The 23,264-nt window shown below is 67.6% G+C and carries 22 protein-coding genes; 10 read left to right on the top strand and 12 right to left on the bottom strand.

Going from position 1 to position 23,264, the window contains the following annotated elements; genetic code table 11:
* The first annotated feature begins 92 nt into the window (after positions 1-92).
* The gene (locus EV647_RS24855; protein ID WP_134006802.1) at positions 93-1,070 is read left to right on the top strand and encodes a hypothetical protein; all 978 of its coding nucleotides are present in this window, start codon (positions 93-95) and stop codon (positions 1,068-1,070) included.
* Between the two features lie 296 nt (positions 1,071-1,366).
* Here the strand turns inward: EV647_RS24855 and fdxA are convergent, their stop codons facing one another.
* Positions 1,367-1,693: a ferredoxin gene (gene fdxA / locus EV647_RS24850; RefSeq protein ID WP_012923087.1), complete on the bottom strand. Its 327-nt coding sequence runs from the start codon at positions 1,691-1,693 to the stop codon at positions 1,367-1,369.
* 117 nt (positions 1,694-1,810) lie between these two features.
* On the opposite strand from fdxA, the gene EV647_RS24845 reads away from it, so the two are divergent.
* Positions 1,811-2,737: a GNAT family N-acetyltransferase gene (locus EV647_RS24845; protein WP_134006800.1), complete on the top strand. Its 927-nt coding sequence runs from the start codon at positions 1,811-1,813 to the stop codon at positions 2,735-2,737.
* Here the strand turns inward: EV647_RS24845 and EV647_RS24840 are convergent.
* Positions 2,719-4,095 carry an MFS transporter gene (locus EV647_RS24840; protein ID WP_238175561.1) on the bottom strand — a complete coding sequence of 459 codons (1,377 nt, stop codon included), beginning with the start codon at positions 4,093-4,095 and terminating at the stop codon, positions 2,719-2,721. The genes EV647_RS24845 and EV647_RS24840 overlap by 19 nt on opposite strands.
* A gap of 54 nt (positions 4,096-4,149) precedes the next feature.
* Between EV647_RS24840 and EV647_RS24835 the strand changes: the two genes are divergently transcribed.
* Positions 4,150-4,587 (top strand): type II toxin-antitoxin system PemK/MazF family toxin, encoded by a 438-nt coding sequence (locus tag EV647_RS24835; RefSeq protein ID WP_134006798.1) that lies wholly within the window; start codon positions 4,150-4,152, stop codon positions 4,585-4,587.
* 4 nt (positions 4,588-4,591) lie between these two features.
* On the opposite strand, the gene EV647_RS24830 is transcribed toward EV647_RS24835, so the two are convergent.
* The 10 genes from EV647_RS24830 to EV647_RS24785 all read right to left on the bottom strand — a co-directional run bounded on the left by EV647_RS24830 (position 4,592) and on the right by EV647_RS24785 (position 15,119).
* Positions 4,592-6,373 (bottom strand): VanW family protein, encoded by a 1,782-nt coding sequence (locus EV647_RS24830; RefSeq protein ID WP_134006796.1) that lies wholly within the window; start codon positions 6,371-6,373, stop codon positions 4,592-4,594.
* Positions 6,374-6,486: 113 nt separating this feature from the next.
* On the bottom strand, positions 6,487-7,005 hold the full coding sequence (locus tag EV647_RS24825; protein WP_134006794.1) for a flavin reductase family protein: 519 nt from the start codon (positions 7,003-7,005) through the stop codon (positions 6,487-6,489).
* Positions 7,006-7,090: 85 nt separating this feature from the next.
* Positions 7,091-8,002 carry an N-acetyl-1-D-myo-inositol-2-amino-2-deoxy-alpha-D-glucopyranoside deacetylase gene (mshB, locus tag EV647_RS24820; RefSeq protein ID WP_134006792.1) on the bottom strand — a complete coding sequence of 304 codons (912 nt, stop codon included), beginning with the start codon at positions 8,000-8,002 and terminating at the stop codon, positions 7,091-7,093.
* A gap of 44 nt (positions 8,003-8,046) precedes the next feature.
* Entirely contained in the window at positions 8,047-8,358 is a 312-nt protein-coding gene (locus tag EV647_RS24815; RefSeq protein ID WP_134006790.1) for a LuxR C-terminal-related transcriptional regulator, read from the bottom strand.
* Between the two features lie 157 nt (positions 8,359-8,515).
* Complete coding sequence (locus EV647_RS24810; protein ID WP_134006788.1) at positions 8,516-10,213, bottom strand: ABC transporter substrate-binding protein; 1,698 nt, start codon at positions 10,211-10,213, stop codon at positions 8,516-8,518.
* 187 nt (positions 10,214-10,400) lie between these two features.
* Positions 10,401-11,444: an ABC transporter ATP-binding protein gene (locus EV647_RS24805; RefSeq protein ID WP_134006786.1), complete on the bottom strand. Its 1,044-nt coding sequence runs from the start codon at positions 11,442-11,444 to the stop codon at positions 10,401-10,403.
* A 16-nt stretch (positions 11,445-11,460) separates the two neighbouring features.
* Entirely contained in the window at positions 11,461-12,531 is a 1,071-nt protein-coding gene (locus tag EV647_RS24800) for an ABC transporter ATP-binding protein (protein WP_134006784.1), read from the bottom strand.
* Positions 12,532-12,545: 14 nt separating this feature from the next.
* The gene (locus EV647_RS24795; protein WP_134006782.1) at positions 12,546-13,550 is read right to left on the bottom strand and encodes an ABC transporter permease; all 1,005 of its coding nucleotides are present in this window, start codon (positions 13,548-13,550) and stop codon (positions 12,546-12,548) included.
* A gap of 5 nt (positions 13,551-13,555) precedes the next feature.
* The gene (locus tag EV647_RS24790) at positions 13,556-14,602 is read right to left on the bottom strand and encodes an ABC transporter permease (RefSeq protein ID WP_134006779.1); all 1,047 of its coding nucleotides are present in this window, start codon (positions 14,600-14,602) and stop codon (positions 13,556-13,558) included.
* A 145-nt stretch (positions 14,603-14,747) separates the two neighbouring features.
* Positions 14,748-15,119, bottom strand: a complete 372-nt coding sequence (locus tag EV647_RS24785; protein ID WP_134006777.1) for a (deoxy)nucleoside triphosphate pyrophosphohydrolase — start codon at positions 15,117-15,119, stop codon at positions 14,748-14,750.
* Positions 15,120-15,201: 82 nt separating this feature from the next.
* Between EV647_RS24785 and EV647_RS24780 the strand changes: the two genes are divergently transcribed.
* From EV647_RS24780 to EV647_RS24750, 7 genes are all read left to right on the top strand, one after another.
* On the top strand, positions 15,202-15,834 hold the full coding sequence (locus tag EV647_RS24780) for a hypothetical protein (RefSeq protein WP_134006775.1): 633 nt from the start codon (positions 15,202-15,204) through the stop codon (positions 15,832-15,834).
* A 102-nt stretch (positions 15,835-15,936) separates the two neighbouring features.
* A complete protein-coding gene (locus EV647_RS24775) occupies positions 15,937-16,230 on the top strand; it encodes a hypothetical protein (RefSeq protein WP_134006773.1) in 294 nt (97 codons plus the stop codon).
* A gap of 80 nt (positions 16,231-16,310) precedes the next feature.
* Positions 16,311-17,030 (top strand): hypothetical protein, encoded by a 720-nt coding sequence (locus EV647_RS24770; protein ID WP_238175562.1) that lies wholly within the window; start codon positions 16,311-16,313, stop codon positions 17,028-17,030.
* 7 nt (positions 17,031-17,037) lie between these two features.
* Entirely contained in the window at positions 17,038-18,918 is a 1,881-nt protein-coding gene (locus EV647_RS24765; RefSeq protein WP_134006769.1) for a fumarate reductase/succinate dehydrogenase flavoprotein subunit, read from the top strand.
* A complete protein-coding gene (locus EV647_RS24760) occupies positions 18,915-19,667 on the top strand; it encodes a succinate dehydrogenase/fumarate reductase iron-sulfur subunit (protein ID WP_134006767.1) in 753 nt (250 codons plus the stop codon). The genes EV647_RS24765 and EV647_RS24760 overlap by 4 nt, the downstream gene beginning before the upstream one ends.
* Positions 19,668-19,855: 188 nt before the next feature.
* A complete protein-coding gene (locus tag EV647_RS24755) occupies positions 19,856-21,832 on the top strand; it encodes an AarF/ABC1/UbiB kinase family protein (RefSeq protein WP_134006765.1) in 1,977 nt (658 codons plus the stop codon).
* A gap of 34 nt (positions 21,833-21,866) precedes the next feature.
* The gene (locus tag EV647_RS24750) at positions 21,867-23,255 is read left to right on the top strand and encodes an MFS transporter (RefSeq protein ID WP_134006764.1); all 1,389 of its coding nucleotides are present in this window, start codon (positions 21,867-21,869) and stop codon (positions 23,253-23,255) included.
* Positions 23,256-23,264 lie beyond the last annotated feature (9 nt).

Genomic DNA, 23,264 nt, shown 5'->3' with positions numbered 1-23,264 from the left:
GACTTTCCCAACCATCGTGAGGCTGCACACGTCCACCAGTTCGTGACGCACGAACAGGAACCTGTCGCCCGCCCCCGAGCGTTGGGAGCAGTATGCCGGTGAAGCGTGGTGCCCTCGTGGCCGTGGGGGGCATCGGCGTGCTCGCGCTGGCGGTCGGGGTCGGCATCGTCTGGCTCGGCGGGAAGCACGTCGGGAACCTCCTGCCGCCGACCGAGGAATGTACGGCGTCGGTCGGCGGGCAGACGGTCGTGGTCGACTTCGAGCAGGCCGAGTCGGCGGCGATCATCGCGGGCGTCGCCGTACGGCGGGGTCTGCCGGCTCGTGCGGCGACGATCGCGCTCGCCACGGCGTACCAGGAATCCGGCCTGCGCAACCTGGCGCACGGTGACCGGGACTCGCTCGGGTTGTTCCAGCAGCGGCCGTCACAGGGCTGGGGTACGGCGGCCCAGGTGCGGGACCCGCACTACGCGGCCGGGAAGTTCTACGACGCGCTCGTGAAGATCAAGAACTACCAGAAGCTCGCGATCACGGTCGCAGCCGACAAGGTGCAGCGCAGCGCGTTCCCGAACGCGTACGCCGATCACGAGGCGGACGCCCGCGTCCTGGCGTCGGCGCTGACCGGGCAGTCGAAGAGCGTTTTCAGTTGCACCGTGAACACCGACGCGGTGCCGCAGGAGGCGATGGGCAGCAACGGGCTGACGCCGCGTGCGGACGCCGTACGGAAGGACCTGCTCCGGACGTTCGGGAAGGTGTCGACCGGCGGGTATGCCGCGGGCGGGGTGAGCACCGGGCACATGGAAGGGTCGGCGCACTACGACGGGCGGGCGGTGGACGTGTTCGTGCGGCCTATCTCGGCGGCGAACACCACGAGGGGCTGGGCAATGGCGCAGTACCTGGTCGCCCGGGCGGACCTGCTGAAAATCAAGACGGTCATCTTCAGCGACAAGATCTGGACCGCCGGCGGCCGGTCGGACTCGGGCTGGCGGGACTACACCCCGCCCGAGCGCTCCGGCGACCCCAAGATCCTCCGCCACCTCGACCACGTCCACGTAGACGTCCTCGAGCAATAGCAAAGCGGGGTGCCCCTGGGACACCCCGCTTCATGCTGCAACCGACTGCTTACTCGTCGTGCTCATGCGGCGGCAGGGCGGCGATCCGCCTCACCACCCGCTTTTCTTTACTCGTCGTGTTCCTGCGGCGCCAGGGCGGCGATCCGCCTCACCACCGCTTTTCTTTACTCGTCGTGTTCCTGCGGCGGGAGCGCGGCGATCCGCCCCACCACCGCTTTTCTTCTTCTTTACTCGTCGTGTTCCTGCGGCGGGAGCGCGGCGATCCGCCTCACCACCGCTTTTCTTCTTCTTCTTCTTTACTCGTCGTGTTCCTGCGGCGGGAGCGCGGCGATGAACGGGTGGTCCTTGTCGATCTTGCCGAGTTTGGACGCACCGCCCGGCGAGCCGAGGTCGTTGAAGAAGTCGACGTTCGCGGTGTAGTAGTCCTTCCACTGCTCCGGGGTGTCGTCCTCGTAGTAGATCGCCTCTACCGGGCAGACCGGCTCGCAGGCTCCGCAGTCGACGCACTCGTCGGGGTGGATGTACAGCATCCTGTTGCCCTCGTAGATGCAGTCGACGGGGCACTCCTCGACACAGGCGAGGTCCTTCAGGTCAACACACGGCTGCGCGATGACGTAGGTCACTGCTACTCCTCCTATGGCAGGCAAGCGCAGCGGGATTCCGGGGTGCTGCGATGCGGTGGTGCACGGTGTCTCTAGTATCACGGTAGTACGTCGCCCACTGTGCCAGGAGTCCGGATCGTGTCAGGCCTGGATACCCGTGATATCGGCCACCGTGTCGTCGTTCGGCACCGGATACCGGGCGGTCTGACCGACGTCATCGGCGTTCTGCAGGCGTGGACCCCCGAACTCGTCACTCTCCGCCACGCCGACAGCGCGATCCACGAGATCCCGGCCGCCGACGTGACTGCCGCCAAGACGATCCCCGAGATGCCGCTCCGCCCGGTGGACGTCGATCAGCTCTTCCTCACCACCGCACTGGGCCGCCCGGCCGTCGAGACGGCGTACGTCGGCCACTGGTTGCTGCGGGCATCGTCCGGCTGGACGGGCCGCGGCAACTCGCTCCTGCCCGCGGGCGACCCGGGAATGCCGGTTGCGGACGCGCTCCAGCAGGCGATCGCGTTCTACGAGCAGCACGGCCTCCGGCCGCAGGCCCTGGTCCGCGTCGGCAGCCCGTACGACGAGGAGATTCGCGCCTGCGGCTGGGTCGACGCCCGCCCGGAGCAGTCCGACGTACTCGTCATGCACACCACGCTCGACCACGTGAACGGCTCGCCCGAGTACGACGTACAGCTCGCCGACGCGCCGAACGACGCGTGGTACGGGACTGCTTTCGACGGCCCGGTGCCGGATGTGGCACCGAAGGTCCTCGAAGGTGCACCGAAGACGGCGTTCGCGTCGATCGTGCTGGACGACGCCGTGGTCGCGGTGGGGCGTGGATCCATGACCGGGCACTGGCTCGGTGTGGACGCGATCCGCGTGGCGGACGACTACCACCGCCGGGGACTCGGTACGGCGATCCTGCAGGGGTTGGCGCGCTGGGCGGGACCGCACGGCGGCCGGCGTACCTATCTGGAGGTGCTCGTCGAGAACACCGCCGCGATGGCGACGTACACCCGTCTTGGCTACCGCGAGGCCTATCGCTACCGCTACCTGACCAGTCGGTGAGCCGCACGCGCGCCAACAAGCGTCAGCACGATGAATCCCGCTAGTACGACCCCCAACGCGCGGCTGGGGTCCTCAGCCAGCGCAGCGTAGATAGAACCGGCTATCGCGACACCCAGCGCGCCAGCCAGCTGTACGTTCGTGGCGAGCACTCCAGACAGGTCAGCGACGTACTGCGACGACATGCTGGATGTGACGGCGCCGATGAGGGTGTTGGAGGTGATTCCGAGCCCCAGCCCGCCTATGCCGAGTAGCGCGAACAGAAGCGGCCCTGTGCTGCCACCAAGCAGCAGGTACGTCAGCACGGACAGGTAGCCGCCCGCCAGGACCAGGCAGCCGATGAGGGGCATCCACCGCACTCCCCGTCGCAGTCGGGGCAGGATCGGTCCGGCCAGACCGAACGTGGCGACCCAAACGAGCATCGCGAAGCCGGAGTACGCCGGACCCTTGTGCAGACCGCCTTGGAGGTAGAGGGCGAGCACGAAGAGCAGGGCGAAGTAGGTGCCCGACGTACAGCCGTGGGCGAGAAGACCGGCGCGGACGGACGGATTGGCGAGGACCGGACGTGCGATCAGTGGGCGACCACCCCGGGCGGCTGCGCGACGTTCGCCGTACTCGAAGAGGGCCAGCGCCGGGACGCTGAGAAAGAGGCACAGCCAGGACCAGGTGGGCCAGCCGCGTTCGGAGCCGAGCAGGAGCGGGACGATGACGAGCAGAACCGTTGTGGACAACGCGAGTACCCCGCCAAGATCCAGGCGGTCACGGCGCCCGGGCGGGTCGGTGGGTAGCAGGCGACGGCCGGCCATGGCGAGGACGATGCCGATCGGCACGTTGACGAGGAAGATCGGGCGCCAACCGGTGCCGAAGAGATCTGCGGCGATGAGGATGCCGCCCAGCAGCTGGCCGGCCACCGCACCGCCGGACAGCGCGATCGAGAAGTAGCCGAGCGCCTTGAGCCGGTCGCGACCCTGGAAGTGCATCTGGATGCCGCTGAGCACCTGCGGGACCATCAGCGCAGCGCCGGCGCCCTGGACGAAACGGGCCACGACCAAGGTGACGGTTCCGGGGGCGAGGCCACAGGCGAGGGATGCTGCCGTGAAGACGGTCAGGCCGAGCAGGAACGTCCGCCGGTACCCGAGCGACGAGCCGAGGCGGGCGCCGGTGATCAGCAGTACGGCGAACGCGACGACGTACCCGGACACGACCAGGCCGACGGCGCCCTCGGAGGCGTGCAGGTCGGCGCCGATCGACGGACCCGCGATGTTGGCGACCGCGGTATCGATATTGGCCATGAACTGACCGGTGAGCAGGACGGCCAGGATCGCACCGCGATGGACGGTTCGTGTCTGCGAGGTGAGCACGTCACTGGAACGGTGTGAGGTGGCCGAGATGTGAGGGCATTAGGCTCCGGTGGCATGGCGGATCATGTGATCGAGCGGCCGGAGTACGCGGGGGACTTCGAGGGCACGGTGCGGGTGGAGTACACGCCGCACCCGGACGACGGGGTCGCGGATCCCGGCGAGATCGTGTGGACCTGGGTGCCGTTCGAGGAGGACTTCAGCCGCGGCAAGGACCGTCCGGTGCTGGTCGTCGGCTGGGACGAGCCGTACCTGCTGGCGCTGATCCTCACCAGCAAGGACCACGACCGCGACGCGGCCGACGAGGCGCGCTGGGGCCGGGTGTGGCTGGACATCGGCAGCGGGCCCTGGGACAAGAACGCCCGGCCCAGCGAGGTCCGCCTGGACCGGGTCCTCCGCATCGACCCGCGACAGGTCCGCCGCGAAGGCGCCGTGATCGAGAAAGCGATCTTCGATCAGGTCGCGGCCGGCCTGCACAACCTCCACCGCGGCTGAAGGATCAGCTCGGCGGGCGGGTCGTCGTGGTGACACCCGGCTTCCGGCCGGGTGGGGTGGTGATCCCGCCCGGCGGCGGCGTGACCGTGGTGCCAGGCTTCGGCCCGCAGCGGATGTCGTCGGCCGCGTTGTACTTCGTGGTGAACGACTCGGTCTTCTGCCGTACGCCGTTCTTCGCGAGATACCGGTAGATGGTGATGTCGAAGCCCGGCGTCGGCGCCTGCGGCTCGCACTTCGCGGCCGTGTTGTAGACGACGCTCGGCTGCCGGAAGTTCGTCCTCTCCGACTGCCCGGCGGTGACGTCGACGAACTTGGTGCCCCAGATGATCACCCTGATGCTGCCCTTGCTGCCCGGCGTCGACGCCTTGAAGATCGTCTGCACCAGCAGGCCGTGCCCGGAGTCGTTCAGGAACTTCAGGTCCACGTTCGGCCAGGCCACGGTCGCTTCACGGCCGACCGGGTAGCGGCTGATGTAGACGCTGTGCGCCTTGTGCTCGACGATCTTCAGCCCGGCGAAGAACGCCGCGTTGAAGGTGGTGGTCGCCGACTGCGAGACACCGCCGCCGAAGTCCTTCTCGAACTTGCCGCCGCTGATGATGTAGCCCTCGGCGAACCCGTTCTCCTTGGTCCGCTCACCGACGATCTTGTTCAGGCTGAACTCTTCGTTCGGCTTCAGCAGGGTGCCGTTGATCTTGGCCGCCGCCGTCCCGATGTTGGTGTTGCGGTACGGCGCGTGCGGGAACTCGGTCTTGAAGTCGCCGATGTTCTGCGTGATCCCGAGCGCGGCCGCCTGCGCGGTGGTGAACTTCGCCGGGGTCGCCGTCAGCGGTACGGCGGCCCGCCGCTCACCGGTCGGCTTCGGCAGGATCGCCAGGATCGCCGCGCCGACCTTCGCCCGGTCGACGACCATGCCGTTGACCGCCGGTACCACCTTCGGGCCCGCGCCGACGATCTGCACCGTCGCGTCCTTCGGCAGGGTCTCCAGCGACTTGAACCGCTGCAGGAACAGCGGCTCCAGCGACTTGGTGTTCAGCGCCGGGATGACCTTGCCCTCCTGCACGCTCACGGACAGCGCCGGTGCGAGCTCGGCCGGCTCCAGCTCGACCGACTTCGACCCGACGGTCAGCCGGATCGGACCCGACATCGCGGGCTCGGCGAACTCCTTCAGCGCCTTGTCGATCGCCTCGGTGGCGGCCTGCGGCTTGGTCACGCCGGCCGGCAGTTCCTTCGGGGTCCCGTCCGACGGGTACGCCGCGAACACCGCGTCGACCGCCTTCGCGGTGTCCAGCTGCAGGCCGTCGGCCGGATCGTGTTTCACCGGCTGCGTGCCCTTGAAGGTGATGGTGCCCTCGGTCGCCTTGCGGTTCACCTGGCGGGCCAGCTTGTCGACGGCGGCCTTCAGCTTCGCGTCGTCCTTCGTGACGACCGGCTCGACGGCGTCCCCGCCGGTCAGCGCATGCCAGATCCGGCCGGGCGCCAGGCTACGGCCCGCCCCCGCGGCGGCGACGGTCTTGTCCACGTCGACCGAGAGTCCGGCGTCGGCCGGCAGCACCTGAAACTTGGAGTCGCCCGCCTGCAGCGCGATCGGCGCACTGATGCGGTCCTTGAGGCCCGCGGTCAGCTTGGTCTTCGCGTCGTCCTCGGACAGGCCGCCGATCGGGATGCCGAGCACGGTCGTGTCGGTCGGGATCTTGGCTCCGGCGAACGCGAACGCCGCGCCGTACCCCACGACGACAACACCGAGCCCCGCGGCGGCGATGATCCCCGCGAGCTGCTTTCTCCCCACCGGACAGAGTCCTCCCGCTCGAGCGCTTGGTCAGGGCACAAGCGCACATCTTACGGGACGGGACAGGCCTCACCGACCGTCGGGGCTGCCCCGTGATGCCCCGGCAGTAACGATCAGTTTCCAGGCAGTTCCCGGTAGTGACTGGAATGGTAGATCAACGCGCTCGGGTCACTCGGATCGCCCGTCCCGAGGCTGAGCACCTCACCCACCACGATCGTGTGGTCTCCCCCGTCGTACGTCGCCCAGGTCCGGCACTCGAGCCACGACAGGGCGCCGTCGACGGTCGGGCAGCCGGTTTTCGGGCCGGCCGTCGTACCGATGCCGTCGAACTGGCTGTACAGGTCGCGCCCGGACCGCGCGAACCGCTCCGCGATCGCCTGCTGCACCCCCGACAGCACCGATACGGCCCAGTACCCGCAGTCCAGTACGGCGGAGTGCATCCGGACGCCCTTGTCGACGCAGACCAGCACCAGCGGCGGATCGAGCGAGACCGACGTGAACGCATTCGCGGTCATGGCGTGCGCGACGCCGTCCTGCAGCGTGCTCATGATCGTGATCCCCGAGGCGAACTGCCCGAGCGCAGCACGGAACTCCGCAGGCGGGACGCTCCCACTCGACTCGGTTGAGGACACCTCAGCAGGTTATGCCCGCTGACAGGTTGATGCCTCAACCGAGCGTGTGGGAACGGTCACCTCACAGGTGGCCCGGCTGAATCGTCTACAGGCCCGCGAACAGGTCGTGCTCCAGGCCGTCCGGGCCGGGGGCGGGGGTGCCCTTGACCAGGCGATACGGCTCGGAGCTCCAGATCTGGTTGCCGAGGTTGTTCGACAGCGCGAAGAACGGGCCGTCGACGGTGATCTGGGTGGCGTGCGCCTTCATCGCGTTCATCTTCCGGTCGATGAACTCCTCCCCCTCGATCACGCAGTCGATCAGCCGGTCCGGCGTGACGAACGGACCGAGCGGGCCCTCGGGGTCCATTCCCTCGAAGGTGGTCGTGTCGCCGGATTCGCGCAGCAGCCGGAGCTGCTGCCGCATCCGTGACTCGGCCATCGCGGTCCAGTAGATCTTCGGGATGTCCCACGCCGGTCCGAGATCCTCGCGGTACGACCGGGAGGCGGCAAGGTCAGCGGCGTACGTCGCCACTCGGTGGGCCTTGATGTGATCCGGATGCCCGTAGTTGCCGTACTGGTCGTAGGTCACGAGCACCTGCGGCCGGACCTCACGGATGATCGGGACCAGGTCGTCGGCCGCGGTCAGCAGATCGGCCTGCCAGAAACTGTCCTTGCGGGTCTCCGGCGGGACGTCCGCGTTGCCCTCGGCGTTGTAGATCATCCCGGTGTCGCGGTACTTGCCCGCGCCGCCGAGGAACCGGTGGTCGGTGACACCGAGCTCGGCCATCGCGTTCGCGAGCTCACCGATCCGGTGCTCGCCGAGGCCGTCGTCCTGGTCGGCGGCCAGATGGGCCAGCTCGGGGACGAGGACCTCGCCCTCCTCGCCGAGGGTGCAGGTGATCAGGGTGACGTGGGCGCCCTCGGCGACGTACCGCGCCATCGTCACACCGTTGTTGATGGTTTCGTCGTCCGGGTGGGCGTGCACCAGCAGCAGCCGGCGCTCAGCAAGCTCAACCATGCCGAAAGCCTACGTCGGCCCCCGGACAGTTTCCCGGCAGCGGGTCAGCCGAAGCGGCGGACCAGCAGGCAGCCCGCCTGGAACCGCGATTTGGCGCCGAGGCCGGCGATCAGCGCGCTGATCTCGGAGCGCACGGTCCGCAGCGACAGACCGAGATCGCGCGCGATCGCGGCGTCCTTCGCACCGGTCGACATCATCCGGCCGATCGTCACCTGGCGGCTGGTCAGCTCCTTCACCGCGGCGGGAGTCCGCCGGTGCGATCCGAGCTCGTAGACCTCACAGACGACCTCTGGTGCGCCGTCCCGGTCCTGAATGGCCTCGAGCCGCACCGCCTCAACTGCCGGATACACCGACATGCGTCACTCCTCCCCAAGAGTTCAGGAAAGGATTCTCGTCCCCGGGCCGGACCACGTGCCAGGTACAACCCGTACAAACCACCCATACAGTTGCGGTGCGTGAACAGCAAGAAGGGCGGCGCCCGTAGGCACCGCCCTCCTCAGAAGTGTGCTGCGATCAGCTCACTTTCTTCACACCGATCTGGGTCAGGTCGGGGAACCCACCGGTGTTCGGGTCGCCCACCACGTTGTCGAGGTTCGAGCCCACGACGTACACGTTGAGGTCCTGAACGGTCGGCACCAGCGGAGCCGTCTTCATGATCTCGACGTACAGGTCGGACAGACCGGACTCGATCTTGTTCTTGTCGGTCTCGGACTGCAGAGCCTTCATCTTGTCCCAGCCGGCCTGGCTGCGTGCGTAGTTGTTCTGCGCGGGCTTGTTCGGCGCGGTCGTGTCCGGGCCGAAGACAGACGGAACGATCGTCGTCAGGCTCGCCCAGTCGTAGCACCAGCCGGCGGTGATCAGGTCGGTCGCCGCGGTGTCCTGCTGCTGCGTCGAGTAGTAGTTGTCACCCGGGATCTTCTGGATCTCGACGTTGACCCCGATCGCCTTCCAGGACGCCTGGGCAGCCTCTGCGGCCTTGACGGCCAGACCGGAGTCCGCCGTACCCAGGACGAGCTTCTCGCCCTTGTAGCCGGCCTCGGTCAGCAACTGCTTGGCCTTCGCCGGGTCGCCCGCGTCCGGAACCTTGAAGGTCTCTTCCTTCTTGTAGCCCTCCATGTCCTGCGGAATGATCGAGTCGACCACCTTGGACAAGCGCTCGCCACCACGGCCGTCGCGGTAACTCGTCCGGTCCAGACCGTAGTACAGCGCCTCGCGGAGCTTCTGGTTCTTCAGCAACGGCTTCTGCTGGTTGAACGCGATGTACCGGCGGCAGATGTCGGTGCCCTCGACCACGCGGTCCTTCACGTTCGGCTGGTTCGTCTTGGCGATGTTCTCCGGCTGCACACCGGCGAAGCTCAGCGAGCTCTGGTCCGCCGCGCCGTTCGCGATCAGCCGCTGATCGACGGTCGCCTCGGCGTCACCGAACTTGAAGATGAACTTGTCCGGCCGCGCGTCGCGCAGCGGGTCGGTCTTCTGGTCCCAGTTGGTGTTGCGGACCAGCACCAGCTGCTTCTTGCGGGTGTACGTCTCGATCTTGTACGGGCCGCTCGACACCGGGTGGTTGTCGTACTGCGTCTTGGTGTCCTTCGCCTTCGGCACCGGCGCGAAGACCTTCATGCTCGCCGTACCGTCGAACGACGCGACCGGGCGGTTCAGCTTGAACGTGATCGTCTTCTCGTCCGGAACCTCGATCGCGGTGCAGCCCTTGCCGCCGTTGTTGTCCCCGACGTACGGGCCCTTGTAACCCTTGCAGTCGAGGTACTCGTGCGCGTACGGCGCACCCTCGGCCATGTCCGCGGCGAACGACCGCTCGGCGTTGTACTTGATGTCGGCGGCGACGATCGGCGTGCCGTCCTCGTACTTCAGCCCGTCCTTCAGCTTGAAGGTCCAGGTCTTGAAGTCCGGGCTCGCCTCGTAGCTCTCCGCGAGGTCCTTCTCGAGGATGATCTTCTTCGCCTTGGCGTCGTACCGGTAGTCCGTCAGCGTCCGGGTGATCAGCTTGCCGATCATCTGGGAGTCGGTGACGAAGTTCCGCGCCGGGTCGAGGTGCTCCACGTCGCTGACGTGGTAGACGGTGACGGTGCCCCCCTTGGCACCGGCCGAAGCCTGCCCGCTCGGCGTATCGCTGTTTCCCCCGCCGCAGGCAACCGCGGTCAGGCTCAGTCCGAACCCAACGGCGATCGCCACTCCGGTTCGTTTGAGGTGATCCATGGCCAGTGTTTCCTTCCTTGTGTTGACACTTGTCGCCGGGTCGCGGCGGCTCGAAGAAAGTGATCTACGTCAGATGGCGGTCATCAACTCACGTGTTCACAAACTGCGCAATGCGGTTTGGGCCGCTTGACCGGATCGTGATCCCTTCAATGCCGTCGGTACACCCGACCAACGCTCTGTGTAGTCGTCAGACCACGTCCCGTTCCTCGGGGAAGTGGCAGGCCGCTTGATGGCCCGGGGCTCCGATCTGCAGCAGCGGCGGCTCCTCGGCCGCGCAGATCTCCTGTGCCTTCCAGCATCTGGTCCGGAAGCGGCACCCCGAGGGCGGGTTCAGTGGGCTCGGTACGTCGCCCGTCAGCCGGATCCGCTCGCGCGCTTCCTCGGCGTCCGGGTCGGCCTCCGGCACCGCGGACAGCAGCGCGTGCGTGTACGGGTGCCGGGCGTGGTTGTAGAGCTCGTCGCGTTCGGCGGTCTCGACCACCTTGCCGAGGTACATCACCGCGACCCGGTCGGAGATGTGCCGGATCACCGACAAGTCGTGCGCGATGAACAGGTAGGCAAGGCCGAACTCGTCCTGCAGATCCTCGAGCAGGTTGACGATCTGCGCCTGGATCGAGACGTCGAGCGCGGACACCGGCTCGTCGCAGACGATCAGCTTCGGCCGCAGCGCGAGCGCCCGGGCGACGCCGATCCGCTGTCGCTGGCCGCCGGAGAACTCGTGCGGATAGCGGTTGTAGTGCTCGGGATTCAGCCCGACCCGTTCCATCAGGCTCTGGACGGCCTTCTTCGTCCCGCTCTCGCTCTTCACCTTCTGGATGTCGAACGGCGCCGCGATGATGGTGCCGACGGTCTGCCGCGGGTTCAGCGACGAGAACGGGTCCTGGAAGATCATCTGGACCTCCCGCCGGAACGGGCGCATCCGGGCCCGGTTCAGGTGCGTGATGTCCGAGCCCATGAACGAGATCGAGCCGCCGGTCGGCTCGTCCAGCCTGGTCACCAGCCGGCCGGTGGTGGTCTTCCCGCAGCCGGACTCACCCACCACGCCGAGCGTCTCGCCGGCGTGAATGCTGAGGTCGACGCCGTCGACCGCCTTCACCGCGCCGGTCTGCCGCTGGAAGATGATCCCCTGCGTCACCGGGAAATAGCGTTGCAGCCCGCGCGTCTCGAGCAGCAGTTCGCCGCGCTCGGGCTGCTTGCCGGCCGTCTGCTCGGCAGATGTCGTCGTACTCACCAGCACTCCCCCGCCATCAGAGGCTCGGCTTGATCTGCTCGATGAACAGCTGCTTGCGCTGCTCTGACCTGATGTGGCACCGCACCCGATGCTGTTCCTGGCCGATCTGCAGCAGTTCCGGGAGCTCGGTGGAGCAGTTCGCCCCCTCGACGTGGTCCTGGTAGTCGCAGCGCGGCTGGAACGGGCAGCCCTTGGGCAGGTTGATCAGCGACGGCGGAGTACCCCGGATCGACTTGAGCCGCCCGTCGCCGCTGCGGTTCACCCGCGGGATCGAGCCCAGCAGACCCCACGTGTACGGCATCTCGGGCCGGTAGAAGATGTCCCGGACGCTGCCGGACTCGACCACGCGGCCGCCGTACATCACCACCACGTTCTCGGTCATCTTGGCGACCACACCGAGGTCGTGGGTGATCAGGATGATCGCGGAGTTGAACTCCTTCTGCAGATCCTTCATCAGGTCCAGGATCTGGGCCTGGACGGTGACGTCGAGCGCGGTGGTCGGCTCGTCGGCGATCAGCAGCGCAGGATCGCACATCAGCGCCATCGCGATCATCGCGCGCTGCCGCATACCGCCGGAGAACTGATGCGGGTAGTCGTAGAACCGCTTGTCCGGCGACGGAATGCCGACCCGGTCGAGCAGGTCGATGGCGCGCTTCTTGGCCACCGCCTTCGGCGTGTCGTTGTGCACGAGGAAGGCCTCGGTGAGCTGGTCACCGACCCGGAAGAACGGGTGCATCGCCGACAGCGGGTCCTGGAAGATCATCGCGACCTGCTGGCCGCGCAGCGCCCGCATCTCGGGCACGGACATCCCCACCAGTTCGGCGCCGTCCAGCCAGATCTCGCCGCTCACCCTCGCCTTGCTGCCCTTGTGCAAGCCCATGATGGCCAGGCTGGACACGCTCTTGCCGGAGCCGGACTCGCCGACGATGCCGAGCGTCTTGCCCCGCTCGAGGGTGAAGTTCAGGCCGTTGACGGCCTTCACCAGCCCGTCGTCGGTCGGGAAGTGCACCTGCAGGTCCTTGACTTCCAGGAACGGCTTTCCGGCGCGGGTGTCCGCCGGCGGCGCACTGGTCACGGATTCGGTCATCTCACCTCACCTGATCAGGACAGCCGCACGCGCGGGTCGATGACGGCGTACAGGACGTCGACGACGATGTTCGCGAGCACCACGAAGATCGCCGCGAACAGCACCACGCCCATGATCGCGGGCAGGTCGTTGCTGAGCACGGAGTCGATGGAGAACTTTCCGAGCCCGGTGATGCTGAAGATCTGTTCGGTGATCACCGCGCCGCCGAGCAGGCCGCCGACGTCCAGGCCGAAGATGGTCACGATCGGGGTCAGCGCGGACCGCAGCCCGTGCTTGAAGACCACGGTCCGTTCGTTCAGGCCCTTGGCCCGGGCCGTCCGGATGTAGTCCTCGTTCATGGTGTCGATCATGTTGGCCCTGGTGATCCGGGTGTAGAGCGCCGCGAACACCAGCGCGAGAGTGATCCAGGGCAGGATGTAGAACTGCAGCCACTTCACCGGCCCGACCGTGAACAAGGCGGCGTTCGCCGTGTCCGGGAACGGGATCCATTTCAGTTTGACGATGAACAGGAACAGCAGCAGGTAGCCGAACACGATCGTCGGGAAGGACACCCCGAACAGGGCCAGGCCGACGCTCAACTTGTCGATGAACCTGCCCTTGCGGAGCGCCGCTATCAGGCCGAGCAGCACGCCGGCCAACAGCCAGAGGACGGCGGCTCCGAGGGCCAGCCACAGTGTCGACGGGAACGCGTCCTTGATCGAGTTCCAGACCGGGATGCCGTTCTGGTACGACTCACCGAAGCAAGGCCACGGGCAGTTGCGCTCGTTGCCCTCGGATCCGATCGTCCGCCCGCCCGGGCTCACCAGGCCCTGCATGTAGTGGCCGTACTGCACGACCAGCGGCTGGTCGAAGCCGTACGTCGCGTTGACCTGGGCGACTGTCTCCGCGTTGCAGTTCCGGCCGCAGATGAGCAACGCGGGGTTCGCCGGCGTGGCCCAGAACAGGAAGAACGTGATCGCGCTGATCACGATCAGGACGAATACCGCCTGGATCAGGCGGCGGACGAGATAACGGCCCACCGGGGTCAGCTCCTTCCGGCGCGCGGATCGAGGGCGTCTCGGACCGAGTCGCCGAGCAGGTTGAACGCCAGCACGGTGATGAACAGCGCCATCCCCGGGAAGAACAGGTACAGCGGGTTGCCCTCGATCCAGTTCGACGCGTCGGAGATCATCCGGCCCCACGAGGCGGTCGGCTCCTTGATGCCGACGCCGAGGAAGGACAGCGCCGCCTCCGCGGTGATGTTGGTCGGGAGCAGCAGCGTCGTGTACACCAGCAGCGTCGGTACCAGGTTCGGCAGGACCTGCCGGAAGAGCACGTAGTTCGGGCCGGCGCCGAGTGATCTGGCCGCCTCCACGAACTCGCGCTCACGCAGCGAAAGTGTCTGACCACGGACGATTCGCGCCAAGTACGCCCAGCCGAAGAAGCCGAGGACGAACATCAGCACGCCCATGCGCAGCGTGTTGTTGTCAGGGGTGCCGAACAGATCCTGGGCGCGCGAGGCGACCACCGGTGTCAGCGCCATCACGAACAGCAGCGACGGGAAGCTCAGCATGATGTCCATCAGCCGGCTGAGCAGCGTGTCGACCCAGCCGCCGAAGTACCCGGACACCATTCCGATCACCGTGCCGAGCACGACCGCGATGACGGTGCCGCCGAGCGCGACGAGCAGCGAGACCCGGGTGCCGTAGACCAGCCGCGAGAAGATGTCGCGGCCGTTCTGCGGCTCGATGCCGAGCCAGTGCTCGGAGCTCGTGCCGCTGCCCCACAACCCGCCGATCGGGATGCCGCCGTCGCGCGTGTTCAGCAACGGGTTCCCGTTCGCGTCGACCTTGTTGAACTGATCGGGCGGGAACCCGTTCAGCTTCACGATCAGCGGCGCGAGCAGCGCCACCGCGATGATCAGCAGGATCACGATCGCACTGATGATCGCGATCTTGTCACGCCGCAGCCGTGTCCACGCGATCTCGCCAGGCGACCGGCCTTCGATCTCCTTCGCCTCGGCAGTCTCGACCAGAGCATCTGTCGGCAGCCCCTCATCGGGAGACTGCGTCTCCGATACCCCCAGCGTCATCGCCGTCACCCGTCCTTCATGGTGATGCACCCCGCACCTTTGACCCGAGCTCGCCGGGTTGCCGGGAACCCTACGTATCTCGCAGTGTGGACGCCATGGGAAGCCGACGCTAGTCACCGAATCGTGACCGGTGTGACTTCCGCCACTACCGGCGGGTTCGGAGCGCCCGGACGAACGGCCGATCGGCTACCAGCCAGTCACTCTCGTCGAGCTCCTCCGGCGCGAACCAGCGCAACTCCGAGTGCTCACGCAGTACTGGGTCGCCGGCGACGATCACCGCCCGGTAGACGTGCAGCCGGAACGCCTCCGAGATGTCCACGCCAGGTCCGAGTGACTCGCCGACCTTGATCTCCAGATCGAGCTCCTCGCGGATCTCCCGGACCGCGGCCTGCTCGTCGGTCTCCCCCGGCTCGACCTTGCCGCCCGGAAACTCCCAGCCGCCGTCCGGCCCCGGCCGGTACGCCGCCAGCACCAGGCCGTCCCGTACCACCGCGACACCCACCACGATCTGCTGCACTGCGTCGATTCCTTCCCACCCCTCCGCCCCGGTCAGGGCGACTCTGCCAGAAACTGTCCGTCCCGTCAGACATGATCCCGGTATGCCGTTGCAGAACAGGGTTCTGCCCACCCAGGAGATCGTCGCCGACCCCGGCCGCGGTCTGCTGATGGGCAATCGCGGCAGCCTGCACGGCCCCGACCGCCGCCTCGGCACGACCCGCTGGCGGTCGAAGGCGTGGATCTGCTGTGTCCTCGACTGGAAAGGGATCCGCCGCGATCCGATGCCACCCGGCCGCTGGACCGCACTGTTCTTCTTCGACGAGGCGGTCGCGCTCGCCGCTGGTCATCGGCCCTGTCATTACTGCCGCCGCAGGGATTTCCTGCTGTACGCCGGTGCGTGGGCCAGCGGCCGCGGCCTGTCCGAACGTCCACGGGCCGCCGAGCTGGACGCCGTACTGCACCATGAGCGGGTCGAGTCGCGCACCAGACGGCAGCGAACGACCGTCCAGGACTTCTCCGGCCTGCCCGACGGCGCCATGGTGCGGTTCGACGGCAGACCTGCGCTGGTGCTCGATCAGCAGGTGCTGCCGTGGTCGTGGGAGGGGTACGGCGAAGGGCTGCGGCCACCCGGTCTGCGCGAGGTCGAGGTCCTCACGCCGCCCGCGAATCTCGTTGTCCTACAGGCCGGATTCGCTCCATTACTCCACCCGTCGGCGCACTCGCAACTGAGGTAAGCCTAACTGGAAACACGCCGTACCGAGGGGTCTTCCGTTGGGCGCTCGGCAGGGGCAAAGTGTGCCCATACTGACAGCTACAAAACCATCACTGGAGTCGGCATGGGTGACGGCAACAGCACCGTGGCGGCCGTGCAGCGCGCTCTCGAGGTGTTGCACGCCACAGTCGGCAAACTCAGCCAGGAGTACGGTGACACCCTCGGCATCCGCCGCCTGGTGTCCGATGTGGCCCGGCTGAGCGACGATCTCGCAGAGCTCGGCCCGCCCGACCCCAGGCACAGGCCCGGACCCGTTCCGGAGGAACTCGAGGAGATTCCCGACGTGGAATATGACGCGTCCATGTGGACCGACGCGGAACACGAAGGCTTCGGCGCGCCGGACAGGCACGCTCCCTGATGGCCACGGGAGTTAGTGCGCCGGGCCGCGCTCAAGTAGGCCTCAAGACTGCAAGAACGGATCGATGGTGGCTCGCGCCGTTGCGTATCGGCGTGATCCTGCTCTTCTTCATCGTCTACGCGACGATCCGGATCTTCATGAACAAGTGGTACTGGGTCGACGCGTACCACTACCTCACGCCGCTGTACTCGCCGTGTGTGACCAGCAGCTGTGTCGAGGGTTCCAGCCATCTCGGCACCTGGTTCGGGAACTTCCCGCGCTTCCTGCCGTTCAGCCTGATCACGTTCGTGGTCCTGGCCGGCTTCCGCGGCACCTGCTACTACTACCGCAAGGCGGGGTACCGGTCGCTGTTCTTCGCGCCGGCCGCCTGCGCGGTCCCCGAGCCGCACAAGAACTACACCGGTGAGCGGAAGTTCCCGCTGATCGCGCTGAACCTGCACCGCTACTTCTTCTACGGCGCCCTGGTCTTCGGTGTGCTGAACATCTACGACGGCGTCCAGGCCTTCCACGGTGACGGCGGCGGCTTCGGGATCGGTCTCGGCACGGTGATCATCTGGATCAACCTGGTGATGCTGTGGCTGTACACGCTGTCCTGCCACGCCTGCCGGCACATCGTCGGCGGCCGGCTGAAGAACTTCTCCAAGCACCCGATGCGCTACCGGTACTGGACCTTCGTGTCCAAGCTGAACCCGAAGCACGGCACCTTCGCGATGACGTCGCTGTTCACCGTGATCCTGACCGACTTCTACATCATGGCGGTCTCCGCCGGGTGGTTCTCCGACCTGCGCATCATCAATTGAGGATTTCATGACTGAGCTGGAACGACACTCGTACGACGTCGTCGTGATCGGGGCCGGCGGCGCCGGCCTGCGCGCGGCGATCGAGGCCCGCGAGCAGGGCAAGAAGACCGCGATCATCTGTAAGTCGCTGTTCGGCAAGGCGCACACGGTGATGGCCGAGGGCGGTTGCGCGGCCGCGATGGGCAACGCGAACTCCAACGACAACTGGCAGGTCCACTACCGCGACACGATGCGCGGCGGGAAGTTCCTGAACAACTGGCGGATGGCCGAACTGCACGCGCAGGAGGCGCCGGACCGGGTCTGGGAGCTGGAGACGTACGGCGCGCTCTTCGACCGCACGCCCGACGGCCGGATCAGCCAGCGCAACTTCGGCGGTCACACCTACCCGCGGCTCGCGCACGTCGGCGACCGCACCGGCCTGGAGCTGATCCGCACCCTGCAGCAGAAGATCGTCTCGCTGCAGCAGGAGGACTTCGAGGCCACCGGCGACTACGAGGCGAACCTCAAGGTGTACGCCGAGTGCACGATCACCGAGTTGCTGAAGGACGGCGACGCCATTTCGGGCGCGTTCGGGTACTGGCGCGAGTCGGGCCGGTTCATCCTGTTCGAGGCGCCGGCCGTCGTACTGGCGACCGGTGGCGTCGGCAAGTCCTTCAAGGTCACCTCGAACTCCTGGGAGTACACCGGTGACGGGCACGCGCTGGCGATGCGGGCCGGCGCGACGCTGATCAACATGGAGTTCATCCAGTTCCACCCGACGGGCATGGTCTGGCCGCCGTCGGTGAAGGGGATCCTGGTCACGGAGTCGGTCCGCGGCGACGGCGGTGTACTGAAGAACTCCGAGGGCAAGCGGTTCATGTTCGAGTACGTGCCGGACGTGTTCCGGGCGCAGTACGCCGAGACCGAGGACGAGGCGGACCGCTGGTACAAGGACCCGGACAACAACCGGCGCCCACCGGAGCTGCTGCCGCGGGACGAGGTCGCCCGCGCCATCAACTCCGAGGTGAAGGCCGGCCGCGGCACGCCGCACGGCGGTGTCTTCCTGGACGTATCCTCCCGGCTCCCGGCCGAGGAGATCACCCGGCGGCTGCCGTCGATGCACCACCAGTTCAAGGAGCTGGCGGACGTCGACATCACCGCGGAGCCGATGGAGGTCGGTCCGACCTGTCACTACGTGATGGGCGGCGTCGAGGTCGACCCGGACACCGCGTCGTCCGTCGTACCGGGCCTGTTCGCCGCGGGTGAGGTTGCCGGCGGCATGCACGGCTCGAACCGGCTCGGCGGCAACTCGCTGTCCGACCTGCTGGTCTTCGGGCGGCGGGCCGGGATGGGAGCCGCGATGTACGTCGACGGTCTCGGAGCGGCTCGGCCGAAGATCGACGAGGCGGACGTCGACGCGGCGGCCGCGGACGCGTTGGCGCCGTTCGAGCTCGAGGGCGGCGAGAACCCGTACACGATCCACCAGGAACTGCAGCAGTCGATGAACGACCTGGTCGGCATCATCCGCAAGGAAGAGGAGATGGAGCAGGCGCTCGGCCGCCTGTCCGAGTTCCGCAGCCGGATCGCGAAGATGACGGTGGAGGGTCACCGGCAGTTCAACCCGGGCTGGCACCTCGCGCTCGACCTGCGCAACATGCTGACCGTGTCGGAGTGTGTGGCCGGGGCGGCGCTGATGCGGCAGGAGTCGCGTGGTGGGCACACGCGCGACGACTTCCCCGGGATGAACCCCGAGTGGCGCAAGAAGCTGCTGGTGTGCGCGCTGGACGCCGACGGCGTCGTCAACGTCACCGAGAAGGAGCAGATCCCGATGCGCGAGGACCTGCTGGAGCTGTTCGAACTCGACGAGCTGAAGAAGTACCTGACTGAAGAGGAGTTGCCCGCCACATGAGTTACACAGGGAAATTCCGCGTCTGGCGGGGTGACTCCGAGGGCGGTGAGCTCAAGGACTACGAGGTCGAGGTGAACGAGGGCGAGGTCGTCCTCGACGTCATCCACCGGCTGCAGGCCACCCAGACCCCCGACATGGCGGTCCGGTGGAACTGCAAGGCCGGCAAGTGCGGCTCGTGCAGCGCCGAGATCAACGGCATGCCGAAGCTGATGTGCATGTGCCGGATGAACACGTTCGCCGAGGACGAGGTCGTCACGGTCACGCCGATGCGCACCTTCCCGGTGATCCGGGACCTGGTCACGGACGTCTCGTTCAACTACCAGAAGGCGCGCGAGGTGCCGGCCTTCAAGCCGCCGGCGGACCTGAAGCCGGGCGAGTACCGGATGCAGCAGCAGGACGTGGAGCGCTCGCAGGAGTTCCGCAAGTGCATCGAGTGCTTCCTGTGCCAGGACACCTGCCACGTGATCCGTGACCACGAGGAGAACAAGGAGTCGTTCTCCGGTCCGCGGTTCCTGATGCGGATCGCCGAGCTGGACATGCACCCGCTCGACGCCGCCGACCGGCAGCACGCCGCGCAGGAGCAGCACGGTCTGGGCTTCTGCAACATCACCAAGTGCTGCACCGAGGTGTGCCCCGAGCACATCAAGATCACCGACAACGCGCTGATCCCGATGAAGGAACGCGTCGTCGACCGCAAGTACGACCCGATCGTCTGGCTGGGCAACAAGATCCGCCGCCGCCCCGCCTGACCCCAGCACCACCACGAGCCCCCTGGCCCCACCCGGAGCCAGGGGACTCGCTTTGCCCAACTTTGAGAAGCCACCAACCGTTTTCACTGCTCCGAAACGGTTGGTGGCTTCTCAAAGTTCGGCTCTCGGGGGTGGGTCACTCGCGTGGGTGAGTCGGTGGGGGCGGTTGGGCGCTTAGGGTGCCGGACATGGACGTTGTGGTGTTGCGGCTGGTCAATCTCGTGATTTTCATGATGGTCTTCGTGCCGATCTCGCAGCGGTTGCTCGGGGTGCGGTTCGGGCTCGGGCGGCTCGCGGTCGGTGCGTTGATCACGCTGAGCATCTCCGGGCCGCTGGCGATCGCGATGATCGGTACGCCGCCGTGGACCGGGTCAGGCGGCGCCGCGATCGCGTTCATGGCGCTGATCGTGCTCTGCTCGATGCTCGCCGGCCTGGTGTTCCTGGTGCTGGCGGAGGCGCTGGTACCGACCGGGTCGTTGCCGCGGGCCCGTGATCTGCGGCGGGACCTGAGCGGGCGGATCGCGCGCACCCGGCGGTACCTGCAGATCCTGCGGATCGCGATCAAGCACGGGCTCGGCCCGTACCTGCGCGGCCGCCGCCGTCCCGGCCGGGAGAACGCGGCTGGCCAGGCCGAGCTGGCCAGGTCCCTGCGGCTCGCCCTCGACGAGGCCGGTGTCACGTTCGTCAAGCTCGGCCAGGTGCTGTCCACGCGCAGCGACATCATCCCCCAGTCGGTCGCCACCGAGCTCAGCCGTCTCCAGGACCAGGTCACCCCGGCGCCGTGGCCGCAGATCGAGGAGATCCTCACCGAAGAACTCGGCGCCCGGCCGTCCGAGCTGTACGCCGCCTTCGACACAGAACCGCTCGCCGCCGCCTCGGTCGCCCAGGTCTACACCGCCCGCCTCACGAACGGCACGGACGTAGTGGTGAAGGTTCAGCGGCCTGGGATCGCCGGGCTTGTCGACCGGGACCTCGACATCGTTCGGAGGCTCGCCAGGCTGCTGGACCGGAACACCGACTGGGGGCGCTCGATGGGAGTGCGAGCGCTCGCCGACGGGTTCGCGGACGCGATGCGCGAGGAGCTCGACTTCACCGTCGAGGCCGGCAACATGACCACGGTGGCCGCCGGAAAGTCCGTTGCTGCCAGCAATGACCTCGTCGTACCGCGGCTGTATCCGGAGCGCTCCACCCGCCGCGTCCTCACCATGGAACGGCTCGACGGCATCGGTCTCGGCAACGCCGGCGAGGCGATCGCCGACCGCGGCCTCGACCCGGTCCGCCTCGGACGCGCGCTGTTCGAGTGCCTGCTCGGCCAGGTGGCGATCGACGGCGTCTTCCACGCCGACCCGCACCCGGGCAACTTCCTGCTGCTGACCGACGGCCGGATCGGCATGCTCGACTTCGGCTCGGTCGGCCGCCTCGACCCGGCGACCCGCGAGGCCCTGCAACGCTTCCTGCTCGCCGTCGACCACGGCGACCCGGTGTCGGCCACCGATGCCCTGCTGGAGATCGTCTACCGCCCGGACGTCATCGACGAACGCGCGCTGGAGCGCTCCGTCGGCCAGTTCATGACCAGACACCTCGCAGCCGGCGTGACGCTCGGCCCGGCGATGTTCAACGACCTGTTCAAGATCATCACGTCGCACGAGCTCGGCGTACCGCCCGAGGTCGCCGCCGTGTTCCGCGCACTCGCCACGATCGAAGGCACCATCTCCCGGATCTCCCCCAGCTTCGACCTGGTCGCGGCGTCCCGCCAGTTCGCCAGCGAGCACGTGACCGACCGGCTCGCGCCCGACGCGCTCCGCCGTACGGCGACCGAGGAGCTCGCCACGCTGCTCCCGATGTTGCGCCGCCTGCCGCGCCGGATCGACCGGATCGCGGCCGCGGCGGAGAGCGGCCGGCTCGGTGTGAATGTCCGCCTGTTCGCCGACGAACGCGACCGCCGGCACTTCACCGGACTGCTCCACCAAGCGCTGCTGGCAGTGCTAGGTGCGACCGCGGGCATCATGGCGGTCCTGCTGCTCGGTACGCCGGGCGGCCCGAAGGTCACCGACTCGATGACGTTGTTCCAGCTGTTCGGCTACAACCTGCTGGTGATCTGCGCGGTCCTCGTGCTCCGCGTCCTGGTCCTGATCTTCCGGCTGCCCGGCAACCGGGCGACTTGACTTCAACCTAACTTGAACTTCGACGATAGCGTGCATGATAACGACGGCTGAAGCCCGCCCCAAGCTGTTCACCGGACAGCACCTGCCGCTGGTGCTCGGGGTGATCGGTCTCGTCACGCTCGGCGCGTTCGAGAACCGCGCGGTCGGTACGGCGTTGCCCACGATGGTCCGTGAGTTCGACGCGCTCGGCAGCTTCGGGCTCGCGAACGCGGCGCCGAACGCGAGCTACCTGATCTCGCTCGCGATCGCCGGTCTCTGGTCCGACCGCCGCGGGCCGATCCCGACCCTGCGCGCGGGCGCGATCTCGTTCACCCTCGCGCAACTCCTGGTCGGTACGGCGACCGCGATGCCGATGGTGATCGCGGGACGGCTGCTCAGCGGTCTGGCCGAAGGTCTGCTCGACGTCTCGTTGATGGTGCTCGTCGCCCGCGCGCTGCCCGCCGTACTGCGGCCGCGGATGTTCTCGTTGTTCGCCGCGATGTGGATCCTGCCGTCGGTCCTCGGACCGGTGCTGACCGGTGTGGTGACGGAGCAGTTCGGGTGGCGCTGGGTCTTCCTGGGCGCGCTCGTCCTGCTGATCCCGAGCTGGCTGCTGCTCCGCCCGGCGATGCGTCAATCGGCAGACGCCCCCGCGCCGGAGCGCACCGCCGAGGACGCGGCCGAGCTCGCGGCATGGCGTGCCGCACTCCCCTGGGCCCTCGCCGCATCCGTCGCCCTGTTCTCGATGACGCTGGCCGGCGACCACCTGGAAGCGCACCCCTTCCTCGGCGGTACGACGGTTGCCGTGGCGCTAGCAGTGCTAGGACGGGCCGCCGTACGCGTGATGCCGGCCGGCACGTTCACCGCACGACGCGGCTTCCCCGCGGTCGTCGCCGTCCGTGGACTCGGCGGGGCCGCGTTCGCCGGAGTCGGCGCGTACCTCCCGCTGCTGCTCACGCTCCAGCACAACTTCAGCCCGTCGCGGGCAGGCGTGACGCTGTCGATCACCGGCGTCTGCTGGGCGTTCGGATCGTGGTTGCAGGGTCGTGAGCACGGGATCGAACGGGTCACCGTACTGCGGACCGGACTGGCGTTCATGACGCTCGGACTGGCCGTGACGTCCCTGCTCGCGTGGACGGACGCGACCACCTGGATCGGCCTGATCGGCTGGGGGTTCGCGGGCGTCGGCATGGGGCTCAGTTCCTCGAGCCTGTCGGTGCTCACCCTGGATCTCTCCGACCAGAGCAACTCCGGCCGCAACACCAGCGCCGGTCAGATGGCCGCGACGATGAGTATCGCCACGGCGCTGGCGATCAGCGGCACCCTGCTGGCGTTCAACGCCGACGATCCGCAGCCGTGGGTCTTCGGCGCGATCGTCACCGCGGGATCGGTCCTGGCCCTGCTCGGATACCTCGCCGCACCCCGCGCCCGTCGCTCCCAGTAACCGGGACCA

It is taken from the genome of Kribbella sp. VKM Ac-2566 (genome assembly GCF_004366005.1).
Classification (GTDB): domain Bacteria; phylum Actinomycetota; class Actinomycetes; order Propionibacteriales; family Kribbellaceae; genus Kribbella; species Kribbella pratensis.
Note: the sequence above shows the minus strand (reverse complement) of the source record. Positions and strands in the feature narration are given on the sequence as shown.

Excerpts from the sequence above, each read along its gene's own strand:
- EV647_RS24800 (WP_134006784.1), bottom strand. The coding sequence starts at position 12,531 with ATGACCGAATCCGTGACCAGTGCGCCGCCGGCGGACACCCGCGCCGGA.
- EV647_RS24765 (WP_134006769.1), top strand. The coding sequence starts at position 17,038 with ATGACTGAGCTGGAACGACACTCGTACGACGTCGTCGTGATCGGGGCC.
- EV647_RS24810 (WP_134006788.1), bottom strand. The coding sequence starts at position 10,213 with ATGGATCACCTCAAACGAACCGGAGTGGCGATCGCCGTTGGGTTCGGA.
- EV647_RS24855 (WP_134006802.1), top strand. The coding sequence starts at position 93 with ATGCCGGTGAAGCGTGGTGCCCTCGTGGCCGTGGGGGGCATCGGCGTG.
- EV647_RS24835 (WP_134006798.1), top strand. The coding sequence starts at position 4,150 with ATGGCGGATCATGTGATCGAGCGGCCGGAGTACGCGGGGGACTTCGAG.
- EV647_RS24750 (WP_134006764.1), top strand. The coding sequence starts at position 21,867 with ATGATAACGACGGCTGAAGCCCGCCCCAAGCTGTTCACCGGACAGCAC.
- EV647_RS24815 (WP_134006790.1), bottom strand. The coding sequence starts at position 8,358 with ATGTCGGTGTATCCGGCAGTTGAGGCGGTGCGGCTCGAGGCCATTCAG.
- EV647_RS24755 (WP_134006765.1), top strand. The coding sequence starts at position 19,856 with ATGGACGTTGTGGTGTTGCGGCTGGTCAATCTCGTGATTTTCATGATG.
- EV647_RS24760 (WP_134006767.1), top strand. The coding sequence starts at position 18,915 with ATGAGTTACACAGGGAAATTCCGCGTCTGGCGGGGTGACTCCGAGGGC.
- EV647_RS24790 (WP_134006779.1), bottom strand. The coding sequence starts at position 14,602 with ATGACGCTGGGGGTATCGGAGACGCAGTCTCCCGATGAGGGGCTGCCG.
- EV647_RS24775 (WP_134006773.1), top strand. The coding sequence starts at position 15,937 with ATGGGTGACGGCAACAGCACCGTGGCGGCCGTGCAGCGCGCTCTCGAG.
- EV647_RS24780 (WP_134006775.1), top strand. The coding sequence starts at position 15,202 with ATGCCGTTGCAGAACAGGGTTCTGCCCACCCAGGAGATCGTCGCCGAC.
- mshB (WP_134006792.1), bottom strand. The coding sequence starts at position 8,002 with ATGGTTGAGCTTGCTGAGCGCCGGCTGCTGCTGGTGCACGCCCACCCG.